We start from the raw sequence: 14,097 nt of genomic DNA, 5'->3' as shown, positions 1-14,097 counted from the left end.
CCTCTAGCGTCAGCGTCCTTCTTTTACTCTGGCGTCCTGCCTTTATTCCAAAATCTTCGCATTCTTCGGTAGTTCTACCACGTGTGTGCCTGACGCTAGGTCATGCCATGTCATCTTCTGTTTGTTGATAAACATCCAAAGAAAGCCTACGCCGAAAGCGGATAGGGAGATGATGCCTACGATGTAACGTATTAGGGATTGAGTGAAGTTAAGGCGGTAGCCTTCTGAGGTTTGTACGCGTAAACGCCAAGCGAGCATGCCGAGGGTTTGACCGTTGCGCATCCAGAAGAAGGAAAGGAACAGGTAAACGATGATAAATAGAGCGGACTGATACACGGCAAAGTAAGGGCTGGTATCAAGGGCTTCGCCGCCGTTGATGGTCATAAGTACGCCGGTAGAGACCATTAATAGGGCAGCGACTAACATCAAGTCGTAAACAAAAGCGCCTAAGCGTTTGAGTGGGCTGGCGATTTTGATATCGGCATAAGTTTCTTTAAAGGCTCGGCTCATTTTATCAATACACGTGTAGGGTCGAGTTCAAGACTGGGCTTAACTTGCTGGATCGCGAAAAATGCCCGCTAAAAGTGATCTTTCTAGATGCGGATTTTACATGGAAAGAGCTATGCTTCGCCACCCGCGGGCGATTAGGCAATAAAAAAGGCGATCAGATGATCGCCTTTTTTAAATTTGAGAGCGCTTATTCTGCAATGTACGTTTTACGGTATTCAGCAGCTAATGCTTTGGCTTCTTCAAGCTCGCTTGGGTTAAGCTTCATCACCAAACGTTTTTCGATAGCTTGTGCAGTCTTGTTACCCAATTCAGCAGCATTGTGCATCCAAGCGTAAGCTAGGATGTTTGTATCCTGATCTTTCTGAGAACCGTGGTTGTTAGAGTAAAGCGTACCTAAGAAGAACATCGCGTCAGTGTGACCTTGGTTAGCCGCTTTACGGTACCAACGTTCTGCTTCTTCGAAGTTTTGCTCAACACCTGTGCCGAAGTTGTAGCAGCGGCCAATATTGTGTTGTGCAGCTACATAGCCCTGATCGGCAGATTTTAGGTACCATTCGATCGCCATATCAGCGTTACGTGACATGCCGTAACCGAACTCTGCCATTTCACCCAAACGGTTTTGTGCTTGAGCATCACCAGATTCAGCAGCAGGTTGAACGGTTTTAAGTTCAACTTTGTATTCTTTGTCTTTCAGAGCACGCAGGCTGTTTACGTTAGCCATATGGCCTTGAGAAGCACCGCGCTTGTAGTATCGGCGTGCTTTAGCTTCGTCTACCTCAACGCCCCAGCCATTCTCATACATTTGGCCAAGCATGTTGAGTGCATCTGGGTCGCCTTCTTTTGCCAGTGGCTTCAGCTCTTCAAGTGCTGTTGCGTAGTCTTGCTTGTCAAAGGCTAAAGAGCCTTTGCCTAGATCGGCTGCCATCAGGTTAGTTGTACCAATGCTCAGCATTAGACTTGTAGCTAAAAGAATCTGTTTCTTCATCGAGTGTTGCCCGCATAAATTAGTTTGGGTTCGAGAGAGGCCGACGATTATACCTATATTGGAAAAAATTTGTTTGCTCCAAGTCGTATTTACCTCACCAGCACCTTATAAATGACAATTGTCTGTATACAAAGTTTTATTAAGAACTCTCTAATGTATTGTTTTTTCTGAAAAAAGAAGTGCTTGCTATTAGTCAGATACTAATTTTTGTACCTACACTAGATTGGAAAGGATGATTATATAAAAGATATTTTGAAAATACATTATTTGAGTTGTATTTGGATTGACTGATATAAGCACTGATATCAATGTTTTTGTCAGTTGATCTAGGTAGCATCCCTTGATTGCTTGATCTTATTCGAATTGGTTGATGTATGAATTTGAATGCTATTGAAATAGAGGCAGCACCGTTAAAGGCGATTCTAACGCCGAGTGTTATTACTGTCGCACCGGATGCGCCCTTAAAAACTGTGCTGGCGCTCATGCAGAAGCATTCTATTAGTAGCATTGTCGCTATAGACGATTCAGCTAAACCTGTAGGTATCTTTACCGAGAAAGATGCTATTCGTTTAATGCTTGATGATCAGGCTATCTCATCTTTAAGCATGGCTGAAGTTATGAGTCAGCCTGTTATCACTGTTTCCTCTAATCTTGGTTATGCCAAGGCGTACCAAATGATGTCTGAGAATAGCGTCAGGCATCTTGTTGTTGTCGATAGTGATGGAAAGCTATTAGGTCTAGTTAGTGAAGGTGATTTTCTTCATCACATGGGGATGGAGTATTTAGTTGAGCTAAAAACCGTTGCCAATTCCATGAGTTGCCGGGTTAAAGGGGTCAACCCTGAAGAATCTCTGGCGACGGTGCTCTCAACTATGAATACCGATCGCATAAGTTGTGTGGTCGTTGTAGAGAAGGGTTGTCCGGTTGGTATCTTGACCGAGCGGGATATGGTTCGGTTAGCAACAGAGCATCTTGATATAGAACAGGTAAAAGCTAGAGATGTGATGGCTTCGCCTTTGCTGACGGTTCTACCTGATCTGCCTCTACAAATCGCTAGTCGTATGATGGAGAGCAATCATATTCGCCGCCTTGTAGTCGTTGAACATGATGGTTCGCTAAAAGGCATTCTTACACGACACGATATCGCTAAATCTCTACAAGGTTCCTATATAGAGTACCTGCAAGAAACTTTGGCGCGTAAAAGCCGAGATCTAGTAAATACCGAAGCTCGTTTGCGAGATATCGAACAGCGTGATTTTTATCAAAGTTTGGTTGAGCAGGTCAGTGATGCTATCTACATTATCGACGCGGATGATGGCCGAATTTTAGATGCGAACGAGCGTGCATCTGAAAACTTAGCTATGTCGCATAGTGACTTGCTAAGTTTGCGGGTCGTTGATTTGACGGCGGCAAATGATTCTCTTAATTATTGGTTAGAACACCATATTTCCGAACTCAAGGAAAAAGAGGAACAGTTAATAACGACCGAACACCGGCGTTTAGATGGCACTATTTTTCCTGTAGAAATTAAATCGCGCTTAGTTCGCTTTGGGCATAAAGATTATGTTGTTGCTATAGCGCGTGATCTGACTGAACGGTTCCAGGCGATAGATTCCATTCGCGATAGTGAGCAACGCTTTAGGGTGTTGTTTGAGCAATCACCTGTTCCTATGGCTTATGTTGGTTTTGATGGGCGCTTAATTAGCCTGAACCGTGCTTTCACTGCCACATTGGGCTATACAGCAAAACACCTGCCCGATTTAGATACATGGTTTACCTTAGCCCACCCAGACCTGCAGTACCGTAAAGAAGCGCGTGAGCGTTGGTATGGAGCTATTGAGCGAGCGCGCATAACCGACCATAAAATTCCCTTAAGTGAATATAAGATTACTTGCTTGGAGGGTAAGCAGAAACTGATTAACGCCTCGGGTATTACGACTGAGTGTGGTTTCTTGGCTATCTTGGAAGATGTAACCGAACGCAAAAGCCAAGAAGATCGGTTACGACAGGCAGCAGCCGTGTTTGGCAGTACCACAGAGGGGGTGATGATTACCTCGGCTGCGGGTGTTATTCAGCGTGTAAATGAGGCCTTCTGCCGTTTAACGGGATATGACAGTGAAGAAGTGATCGGGCAACCTGCCAAAATTTTGCAATCGGGCCGACATGATGAGCAGTTTTACGCAGTGATGTGGGAGAGTTTGAGGGAAAAAGGCAGTTGGCAGGGAGAGATATGGAATCGTCGCAAGGATGGTGCGGTTTATCCCGAGTTACTGAGTATTAGTCAGGTTACCAATGATTATCAAAAGGTCACTCATTATGTCGGTGTCTTTTCGGATATTTCTAAGCTCAAAGAGTCAGAACAGAAGCTTAATTACTTAGCTCATCATGACATGTTGACCAATCTGCCCAATCGTCTGATGTTGCAATCGCGATTGGAACAATCATTAGCGGTCGCAAAGCGCAAAGATAAGCAGTTGGCGTTGCTGTTGTTGGATTTGGATCGCTTTAAAGATGTAAATGATAGCTTTGGTCATGCCGCTGGGGATGAGTTACTACAACAGGTGGCTGCACTTCTTAAAGAGCGCTTGCGACAAGTCGATCTGGTTTGTCGTATGGGCGGAGATGAATTTGCTCTATTACTGGATGATATCCAGCATCCAGAAGATGCAGGCCTTGTCGCTAATGAAATGATCGAGGCCATTAGTAAGCGTTGGACATTAAGTAATGGACGCGATGTTGCTATAGGTGGCTCTGTTGGTATTAGTATCTACCCGACACAAAGTGAAGATGCTGAGGCATTGCTTCAGCATGCAGATGCAGCATTGTATCGTGCTAAGAGTGAGGGGCGTGGCTGTTTTCATTACTTTACGGAAGAGCTAACTCATGATGCTCGAAGTCGATTAGAACTTGAAGCCAGATTATCTCGTGCGATTGATAACCAGGAACTCGAAGTTTTTTATCAGCCGCAAATCGATTTAGCCTCGGGAGAACTCGTTGGTGCCGAAGCGTTGGTACGTTGGCAAGATCCAGAAAAAGGCTTGATTGGTCCCGCCGATTTTATTCCATTAGCGGAACAAACCGGCTTGATTAATCCAATAGGTCGATTTGTTCTTAAGCAAAGTTGTTCACAGCTGAAATCATGGTTGGATAAGGGATATAAGCCGATCTCAATGGCTGTAAATCTATCTACTGTTCAGTTACGCCACACCGATATATGTCAGTTAGTGACTAATGTACTGGAGCAAACGGGATTGCCAGCGCAGTATCTGGAATTGGAGATTACCGAAAGCGCGTTGATGGAAAGAGAGCAGGAGTTTATCGATCTGCTTCATCAGCTTCGAGAGCTGGGTGTTAAAGTCGCGATTGATGATTTTGGTACGGGCTATTCTTCGCTCGCTTACCTTAAAAAATTCCCGATTGATGTCCTGAAAATTGATAAATCCTTTGTCGAGGATATTCCGCAAGATAAAGACGATATGGTGATTGCTGCAACTATAGTTGCCATGGGACACAGCTTAGGTTTTAAAGTCTTAGCTGAAGGCGTAGAGACTGAGGAGCAGCTAAGATTCTTGCAAAGTAAGGCCTGTCACTATTATCAAGGCTACCTCAGTAGTCGACCTGTTCCTTATCTCCAATTTGAAAAAATGCTTGTTAAACTTCAATAGCATTTAGGAACCTGCGAATAAGTCCCATACTTTCTCAGTGAGTTATAAAACGACCAGATACGCGAAAGTCAGTGCAGTGAAATGTCTAGACCTTTTCAAACTGACTGACAAAGTAGATGGACGTTTTAGAACTCACCCTTTGGGGCTTACAGAGCAACTGAATCACTTTGTTAATGATTTTCGACAGGCAACCAGCATGCCTGTAATCATTGCCTCGTGCTTCAATTGCTCTGAAAGCCTGTACCCAAGGGGCATAGCAAAGTCGTATCGGACTTGTTCTCAGGTTCCTTAGTCTTTAGGCTAAAAATGGTCGTTTTTGAAAAAAAGGAGCGTGAACGGTCGGTTAGGTTTCTGCTAATCTAATTTAGAGAAAGAGAAAACAGTACCTGCTGTATTGAGGTTTTGGTTGTTGAGCCCTAAAGCACTGTCATCATCGTTTGGTCAGTTCCTCAAACGATTCACCTTAGTTGCCATTCTTGCATCGATTGTCTTATTGCTATTGAGCGGTTACGCCGCAAGTAAACTTTATGAGCGTTATGTAGTTCGGATAGCGGAATCCAACGCTATTAATCTTACAGAAGCGATTTTTGCTACCTACCGAACCGATCTAAATTCAGCCCTTGAGTCAGCACCGCTTTTACCACCGCAGCTGTTAGCACTGAATAAAACCCTTAGGGACTTTATTCAGCCTTATGGGATCGTAAAAATTAAGCTTTTCGCCCCAAGTGGCATCATTATCTACAGCACCGACCTCAGTATTATTGGGAGGGATGCGAGTGCCAATAAAATGTTGCAGCAGGCGCTTGTTGAGGGAGCGAGTTCTAATATTCAAAGAAAAGACCAGATAAGAGATCTGGCTAATGAAACCCGATTTGATGTTGATGTAGTTGAAAGCTACGTGGCAGTTAGAAACCAGAAAGGTGCACTTATCGGAGTTTTTGAAATTTACCAAGATACATCGGGTTTTAGAGGCGAGGTGCAGCAAGGCATCATCCTGTTTGTCGGTGTATTAGCGATCATCTTGTTTAGCGTTTTTGGTACGGCCTTTGTATTTATGCGCAAAGCTGTGAAGAAAATGATCTACCAGCAAGAGATGCTAGAAGAACTCGCTACGGTTGATGCAGTAACTGGGCTTTATAACCGGGCTGAGATTACAAGAAGAATGGAGGCAGAATGGCAACGTTATAAACGCTCCTCTTCCAAACAGAGTAGTTTTGCTCTGCTGATGTTAGATCTTGATCATTTCAAGAAAGTGAATGACAACTATGGGCATCTAGTCGGGGATAAGCTTCTGCAACTGGTGGCGCATAGGTTGATGGGTGAACTGCGTTCTTATTCCGCTATAGGTCGTTATGGTGGTGAGGAATTTATCGCGCTTATCCCTGATATCTCCTATGCCAGCGCTCAGCAAGTAGCTGATCGATTATTGCGGTTAGTCTCTCAATCTAAATATTCCATTTCAGGATATGAGCTATCTATGTCAGTTAGCATCGGTTTTGCTGTGGCTGAGCCGACCGATCTCAATTTAGACGCTTTAATCAAGCGGGCTGATGATGCCCTGTATGATGCAAAACAGAGTGGCCGAGGTTGTGTTGTGGGTGCTGAAGGTGCAACGCCTGTGTCAAAAGCCCTGCCTAATAAATAAGCACTTACTTATTTTATTGTTGCCAGACATAAGTTTTTGGCAGATTTTGTTGATGTTGGCGCTTTGTAAACAAGGATAAATTCTTTCTAAATTCACCTACATATCTGTTCTATCTTTGTTTGAAATTATATTTGATTTCCCTAATGTTTTTTTTCGCTAGTGGCTTTTATGCCCTAAATTCCCGAATCTCCCTTTCCAATATTTTCTACTAAAAATCAGCCTTCTCTGGGATGAATTCCGGTGTTTATTATTAGGCTTTCAGGAATCTATCATGAATTTCTCGGGATAAAGTTGATCCCAAAGTACTAGAAAAGGTGGCTCCAATGGCCAGTTTGGTAACATTTTTGAAACAGTTACCTTTTCTGTCACGTTTTTCAGACATTGGGCGCTAAGGATTAGTTCCCAACATTTCAAGGAAGTCAGATTAAGCCATAGCCAAGGGCAAAAAATTATGAGCATGGATAAACCAGCAGCTGATCCAGCTAAAAAGAAATTGTTGGAGTTGTTTGAAGATGTGCTTGCTCATGATGGTTACGGCGAGATCCGAATAGAAACGAAAATTCTAAAACGCCAGCAAAAAGAGGTCATTCTCCATTACGGCCGACAGTACCGTTTTGTGGTGGATGTTTAAGCTAGCGAAGAGTTCGTCCCCAATTAAAAGAGTGCAATGCGGGTTTGCATCTTAAAGATTTTTATAACTAAAAATCCAAAAATCTGTGTGAGACAGATGCGGTAAAAATAATAAAGAGAAAAATAATGAACGCTCAACAGATCAAAGAAACGATTCGCAAGTTCAAAAATGCTGACCTGACTCAGGTTAAAGATGCAGAATTACGCGCTAAGGGTGAAAAACTTCAAGGTAAACAGGGCGGTTTTACGCTGCTTGAATTGCTAGTTGTCGTTGCGATTCTTGCGGTAATTGCAGGTGCAGTTATCTCAAATATGGATGGTAACGAAGAAAGTGCAGCTCAAGCTACAGCCGTACATACTATGGCTACACTTGAAAACAGCATGAATGTTTTTAATGTGACTGAAAAACGTTTGCTACCTGCTGGTCTTGATTCTTTGATTTGTTCTGCAGGTGTACAAGCTGATTACACTGCAACTGTTGCTCAAATTGATGGCGCAGCAAGCGTATTGCTAAGTAACAATGGAAATACTTCAAATGTACCACGTGTCGACGGTGGTTTATCAGGTGATATGTTCGGCAAGTTAGGTATTGCTAACATCGGAGCTGAAGCTGTTACTGCGTTGGCTAATAATGGTATGACTAGCCTTCGTTATGTGAATAACGAACTTTGTAATAACACTACGGGTAACAACTTGTTCACTGCAGCAGGTGGCTTTGATCAAGATGTTGAAGAGATTCCTTTAGTAGAAGTAACTAAACCATCAATGGTATTCAATACGCCTCTTGTTGAAGATGATGAGTGGGAGTTTGGTGCAGGTGCTGCTGTAGACCTCACAGGAGCTATTACTACTGAAACTATACCTGTGGCACTTTTCAATGAGCCTGAAGAACTTGGCGAAGAAGATAATGCAGTATTGGCTGTATTTGGTGTTGGCCCAAGTGCTGAGCTAGATGCAGTTATTGCTCGTGCGCCTCAAGATGGTAATGCGCCTGCAGATAAATATTCTAACTACTCTATCGTAGTGAAAATTGCAGAATGTGATACTGGCGACGTAGGTGACTTACTTGATCCAGCTAACACAACAGATTGTTTAGTAGCGAACTGGGAAGAAGTTGGCGAAGAGCTTGAAGTTGTAGCGATTCTTGATGCTGGTGGCGACGCTTATGACGATGAGATCGCTGAAGCTAAAGGTAACGAAGAAGAGTAATGCTTATTTCTAAAAAGGCAGGGGCTTAGCTCCTGCCTTTTTTGTTAGAAATATTTGTAATTTTTTGCCCTTAAGCCAGTTAAATATGGCGAAGGGGGCTTAGTAACAAAGGCTTTACTTGGATGAAGATAGATAGCTAAGGACAGGCTAATAACAATAATAAATACAATGGCTAAATATGAAGTTGGTAGATAAAAAATACCGCAGTTCCCTAATAGACCGTTTTTCTAAAAGTGTCCGTAATGATGTTTTTAGCAAAGCGGTTTTGTCGTCTCAGAAGGGTTTTACTCTTTTGGAGATGCTGGTGGTTGCAGCCATTCTTTTGGTTGTGGCGGGTGGTGTGGTTACCTCTTTCCGTGACGTTGGATCAGATGCCGCAGATCAAGCTGCGCGTTACCAGATGCAGCAGCTGAGTGAGGCAATCGAAGCCTATTATAAAGACAATGGCACTTTACCTGTTCGTGAAACCCCTGCTGACTTAGGTTTCTTGTTTATTAAACCCGCTTCTGCTGCTGTTTGGAGTGTGGATTATCGTCGAGGTTGGCGCGGCCCCTACCTAAATGGCCACAAGTATCTTTATCTGGATATTGGTGACGATCTGACATCTGATGGCTCGAGTATTAGTGTCCCAGCAGATCCGGGTGAGCCTTTTGTGATTGATGCTGTAGAGATTGAATCTGTAATTGGTATCGCAGACCCTTATGATCATTACCCCGTCGATGACGGTCAGAGCCGCAGTGTAAATGGTTGCAATACGACAGACTGTCTATTGGAATGGCGTAAAATTTCGGGTGATGATTCAACCCTGATCAATCGCTTTGGTCGCCCATATTTGGCGATTGATCTAGAGGTGATGGCGAATAGCACTATCGTGCCAGGGGTGCCTCGATTAGTGAGTTTTGGTTCGAATGGTATTTACGAGCCAAACCGTTGCGATTATACCGAGACAGATCCAGTTGATGCTGATTTCTGTGATGCTGATCTTCTTTGTAGCAGTAGTGGGGATGATATTGTCTTATGCCTTCGCTAATCCTCAATCAACAATCTTCTAAACATCAATCTGGCTTTACCTTATTAGAGCTGGTGTTGGTAATGTTAATTATCGGCTTAGTGGCCAGTACTCCGTTAGTGTTTATCGATAATCAGGATAATCAGCTTCGTTACGATGAAACTTTAGACAAGATGGAGCTGCTTAGAAAAAGCATCTTGATGCAAAGCAGCTACCGCAATCAACCAGTGCTTTCTGGCTTTGTTATCGATAACGGTGTTTTACCACCGGCGAGTGCAGCCTCACCACAAGTGGCCGAAATGTTACAACCATTAATCAATAAGAATGATTGGCCGGAAGATGGAGGAGACGATTGGCTGAACTACGGAATGCATTCTCCTTATACCGTTTTAGGCCCTTCTTCAACGGCGGAAAGATCTGCTTATCCGCAATTAAAAGGTTACCGCGGGAACTACCTTTCCTCTGGTTTAGATAGCAATCAGGAATTTCTCGACGGTTGGGGGATCCCTTTTGCTGTAAGCAATGCTTCTAATACCTACCAGTTTAATTATCAAGGTGATGAAGATCATCCAGCACCTTATGACATTGTTATTTCCGGTGAAGTAAAAGCAGATGATTGGCAAGTAAGGTTGAATCAAATTGATATCTTAGTCGATGACAAAAGTGGAAATAACCTAATTTTAGCCCTTGTGATTTTTAAAAATCAGTCAGCGGGTAGCCCAGCTAACCCTGCTAATCGTTGGGTGACTTATCATTTTGACGTTCCAGTCTCTTCTGCGACACATTCATTATCTTTAGGTTCTGGGGAATGGAGTGAAAATGGCGAGCCCGTTTCTGATGCAAGTAATGAATTTGTCCCTGCAGGTCAGCATGCAGTGTTTGTATTAAATAGTGCAGGAAATACTGTTTTGAAATATGACCGCCTGCTAGTTATTCCAGGTGCAACGCAACCAGCACTGACATTTGAGGTTAATTAATGCTGTCGTTTCTGAATAAAAAAGCAGCGGGTAAAGGTCTGCTGGTCCTAAAAACAGATGGGTTTGGTCTGCGAGCAACCGTTATTAATGGCAATCGTGATGCACTTAAAGTAACAGTATCTGTATCGTCACAACAGATTGATCCTATCGCAGCACTGACTGATGTGTTGGAGCAGTTAAAGAATGTGCTGGGTAAAAATGTACCTAGTAATGCCTTACTCCTGCATATCAGCGCTATTCCAGATCTTGTTCAGATCACTGAAAGTTTTGATTCTCCTGAAGCAGAAAATTTACTTGAGATGCTGCGCTGGGAGATGGAAGGCGTTGTTGCTATGCAATCACCCAACTGGGATCTGGGGTGGTTGTTGATGGGGCGTGGCTATATCACTCCAGAACAACGTGAAGAACTGGTGCATCTAGTAACAGAAGAGAAGCAGTTGTCAGCTCAGCATGGCGGCCGAAGCCCAATGCGCTTGGGTGAAGTCGCGATTCGTGAGCAGATGGTTTCGAAGGAGCAGATCGCTGAATGCTTGCATATCCAACAGAAGCTGCAGCTGGCAGATCAGCGTTTGTTAACTCAATGGCGACCGCAGCCCAAGGCGGAATCACCTTATAGTGATGATGACTTAGGTGACGCGCAAAAGTTTTTGTGTAGTGCTATGCCAGCTGCTCAGCATCAGCAGTGGTTAGATGCGGTTAAAAAGGTTGGTGGTAGTTCCGGTTTCCCTAAGCTGAACCTGCGTCAGGTATACCCTTTTGCGGGCTCCACTGTGCCGTTGTTGGATAGCACTGACACTGTATTGTTAACCGAATTCCATAAGGCTTATGTTTTTTGTGCTGTGTTGCAGGGTAACCAGATCCGCGATGTGGCGATGGTGAAATGCTCCAGCCATATGTTAGATGCAGGGGCGGTTGCAGAGCTCTTAACGACAGGTTCGTTTACGCAAGCAAATCGTTGGCTTGTTGCTGATGGTGATAGCGCATTTAGCGACCAAATCTCTCAGCTAGAATCATTGCTACAGCTCGATGCAGAATCTTTAGCTCAGGCAGCGGCGGATAAAATACCTTCTGGCAGAAATGAGTTGTTAGCTGAGCTGGGGGTTGCGAGACATTTTCTTGGCAGTGCCCCACTTTCTGTCGCGCCTTTAATTGGCATGCCCCCACCTGATCCTATTTATCGTAGTAACGGTTTTAAAATTGCAATGGCTGCTTGTATGTTGCCACTGTTAATCGCTGCTTATGAAGGTTTCTTTTATTGGAAGTTAGATCGATTGCAACAGGAATTAGCATCTTCTGAAAGGCAATTAGAAATAATGGAAGAGAAAAGGGATCGGCAGCGTAAAGAGAGTGCTGAAGCCCGCAAGAATATCACCGCGTATCAGCAGAGCACTGTTTTACTGAGCGCATTGCAATCTGAAAAACAGCTGGTTGAGCAAGTGATTGTTAAGCGTCAGTCATTTGTTGAACGCCTTCTACCCGTGCTATCGGAAAGTATTAACGATGGCGTAGTGCTGGAGTCAATGAAAGAAAGTGCCTGGTATGAATTCTCTATTACGGGGAAGGCTGTAGATCAGGCCAGCATTGATGACTTCAATCAGGTTCTATCCATCAGCCTTGAGCCACTGAATATGTATATCGATAAGAGCCCGAGTAACTTCAAAGGGGATTCAGCGCTGATGCAAAACGGTATTTATGTTTTTGAGTTCGTTTTGAAACAAAAGGGGGCTCAATGATGAATGCCTTTGCTGAAATGAACATGCGTGAAAGGATCCTAGTTGCAGTTTTAGGCGCTGCTTTGATCGCGGGTGGTTACCTGTTTTTTCGGGGTGCTGAACTGAATAAACAAGTGCTTGTTTTAGAAGATAGAATTGAATCTGTTGAGAAAAAAGTTAAGAAGGCAGCTAAACGCGAGAGAAAAAGCACCGGCGAAGTACCGAAGCTTGATGGTAAGAAAATTAGTGCCAGTGATGTGCGGAAACTAACTAAAGCGATTGAATCGGAAAAATCTAAGCTTTCTGGTTTTGGCTATAGCTTTATAGATGTCCGTGATAAAGCAAAGTTTGCTCAGTTACTTAGCCAAATAACCCAGCATGCGGAAGCGAATCGTTTACAACTGCTTTCGAAAGTGCAGAGCGAGGGTAATTTATCTGAAATGGTTTCGTCTAAGCCTGCGAAGCAGGGGGCAGGGGATCTCAACCGCCCTCTATATGAATTGCGTCTACAGGGCGGTTTTAGCGCGTTGTATGGGTTTATTAAGCAGCTCTCCCGCTTGGAATACTCGGTTATTCCAATCAAATTCCAGATTAGCCGTACTGATCGAACTGCCTTAGGTGGTGGACGCGTGCTAGATATTGAGATGACGTTGGCATTGTGATGGAAAATAACAACTATAAAGATCAGTTTGAACAGTTACTGGCAATGATGCTGGAACTAGGCGCTTCAGATATGCATTGTTCTGCCAATGTTGCGCCGGTGATGCGTATTCATGGTGAACTGCAAGAACGTGAAGAGCTTCCCCCTTTTGAGAAAGACCAGTTAACGGGGATGGCAGAAGCGGTTTTATCTACAGAGCAATTTGAACATCTTATCAGCAAACGCAGTTGTGACTTGGGCTATTCCAATCAGCTTGGCGTCCGCTTTCGTCTGAATATCTACTTTGAGCGTGGTGCATTAGCTTTTGCTATTCGCGCGCTTGATGGATCCTTTTGTACCTTTGAAGAACTGCGTTTGCCTGCGCAGCTTGAAGATGTCGTAGGTTTTAAGGATGGCTTAGTTTTAGTTACAGGGGCTACCGGTAGCGGTAAGTCCACGACATTGGCAAGTATTATCAATAAGATAAACGAGACGCGTGCTTGTCATATTTTAACCATCGAAGACCCGATTGAATTTGTACACAGTAATATTCGCTCCGTAGTGCATCAACGCGAAGTGGGTGATGATGTCCTTTCTTTTGCGGATGCGATTCGTAGTGCGATGCGTGAAGATCCAGATGTAATGTTGCTGGGTGAGATGCGTGATCTTGAAACCATGCATGCTGCTATTACCGCGGCGGAAACAGGCCATTTGGTATTTGCCACTCTGCATACAAATGATGCGGTTGGCGTGATTGATCGATTAATCGGTATGTTCCCTGGCGATCTGCAAAATACTGTGCGTCAGCAGTTGTCTATGTGTTTGCGCGCAGTCGTTACCCAGACTTTAGTCCGCTCTCCTGATGGCCAAGGGCGTATTCCGGTGAATGAGATTTTGATGGTCAATGGCGCTGTATCTAACCTTATTCGTGAGAATAACTCCACGCAAATTCGTTCTGTGATGGAAACAGGGCGGGCACAAGGTAATCAGACTTTCGAATTTGCATTAGCTAAACGTGTATATGAAAAGTTCTTAACCAAAGAGCAAGCGTTGCAGCTAACCAGTCGAAAAGAGCAGTTTGAGAACTCTCTTCGAGTGTTGGGCAGGTAACCGGC

The 14,097-nt window shown here is 43.9% G+C and carries 11 protein-coding genes and 1 pseudogene; 10 read left to right on the top strand and 2 right to left on the bottom strand.

The window, feature by feature from the left end; translation table 11 throughout:
* Positions 1-42: 42 nt before the first annotated feature.
* Together ACMXYT_RS13475 and ACMXYT_RS13470 are read right to left on the bottom strand one after the other, a co-directional pair.
* Positions 43-510, bottom strand: coding sequence for an RDD family protein (locus tag ACMXYT_RS13475; protein ID WP_415896885.1), 468 nt, complete (start codon positions 508-510; stop codon positions 43-45).
* A 187-nt stretch (positions 511-697) separates the two neighbouring features.
* Entirely contained in the window at positions 698-1,495 is a 798-nt protein-coding gene (locus ACMXYT_RS13470) for a tetratricopeptide repeat protein (RefSeq protein ID WP_415896884.1), read from the bottom strand.
* A gap of 374 nt (positions 1,496-1,869) precedes the next feature.
* Here ACMXYT_RS13470 and ACMXYT_RS13465 point away from each other — a divergent pair, with 374 nt between their 5' ends.
* The 10 genes and pseudogenes from ACMXYT_RS13465 to ACMXYT_RS13420 all read left to right on the top strand — a co-directional run bounded on the left by ACMXYT_RS13465 (position 1,870) and on the right by ACMXYT_RS13420 (position 14,092).
* The gene (locus tag ACMXYT_RS13465) at positions 1,870-5,160 is read left to right on the top strand and encodes an EAL domain-containing protein (RefSeq protein WP_415911548.1); all 3,291 of its coding nucleotides are present in this window, start codon (positions 1,870-1,872) and stop codon (positions 5,158-5,160) included.
* A 409-nt stretch (positions 5,161-5,569) separates the two neighbouring features.
* Positions 5,570-6,805 carry a GGDEF domain-containing protein gene (locus ACMXYT_RS13460; protein WP_415899089.1) on the top strand — a complete coding sequence of 412 codons (1,236 nt, stop codon included), beginning with the start codon at positions 5,570-5,572 and terminating at the stop codon, positions 6,803-6,805.
* 451 nt (positions 6,806-7,256) lie between these two features.
* Positions 7,257-7,436, top strand: coding sequence for a hypothetical protein (locus ACMXYT_RS13455; protein WP_415899088.1), 180 nt, complete (start codon positions 7,257-7,259; stop codon positions 7,434-7,436).
* 125 nt (positions 7,437-7,561) lie between these two features.
* On the top strand, positions 7,562-8,644 hold the full coding sequence (locus ACMXYT_RS13450; protein ID WP_415899087.1) for a type II secretion system protein: 1,083 nt from the start codon (positions 7,562-7,564) through the stop codon (positions 8,642-8,644).
* 178 nt (positions 8,645-8,822) lie between these two features.
* On the top strand, positions 8,823-9,674 hold the full coding sequence (locus tag ACMXYT_RS13445; protein ID WP_415899086.1) for a type II secretion system protein: 852 nt from the start codon (positions 8,823-8,825) through the stop codon (positions 9,672-9,674).
* Positions 9,662-9,736: pseudogene (locus ACMXYT_RS13440) on the top strand (prepilin-type N-terminal cleavage/methylation domain-containing protein); the annotation flags it as partial. The gene ACMXYT_RS13445 and the pseudogene ACMXYT_RS13440, both read left to right, overlap by 13 nt.
* Entirely contained in the window at positions 9,737-10,630 is an 894-nt protein-coding gene (locus ACMXYT_RS13435) for a hypothetical protein (RefSeq protein ID WP_415912213.1), read from the top strand.
* Complete coding sequence (locus tag ACMXYT_RS13430; protein ID WP_415899084.1) at positions 10,630-12,363, top strand: hypothetical protein; 1,734 nt, start codon at positions 10,630-10,632, stop codon at positions 12,361-12,363. Before ACMXYT_RS13435 ends, ACMXYT_RS13430 begins: the two co-directional genes overlap by 1 nt.
* Positions 12,360-13,004 carry a hypothetical protein gene (locus ACMXYT_RS13425; protein WP_415899083.1) on the top strand — a complete coding sequence of 215 codons (645 nt, stop codon included), beginning with the start codon at positions 12,360-12,362 and terminating at the stop codon, positions 13,002-13,004. Before ACMXYT_RS13430 ends, ACMXYT_RS13425 begins: the two co-directional genes overlap by 4 nt.
* Positions 13,004-14,092: a type IV pilus twitching motility protein PilT gene (locus ACMXYT_RS13420; protein WP_415899082.1), complete on the top strand. Its 1,089-nt coding sequence runs from the start codon at positions 13,004-13,006 to the stop codon at positions 14,090-14,092. Before ACMXYT_RS13425 ends, ACMXYT_RS13420 begins: the two co-directional genes overlap by 1 nt.
* The last annotated feature ends 5 nt before the right edge of the window (positions 14,093-14,097 follow it).

The organism is Neptuniibacter sp. QD37_11 (genome assembly GCF_047778105.1).
Classification (GTDB): domain Bacteria; phylum Pseudomonadota; class Gammaproteobacteria; order Pseudomonadales; family Balneatricaceae; genus Neptuniibacter.
Note: the sequence above shows the minus strand (reverse complement) of the source record. Positions and strands in the feature narration are given on the sequence as shown.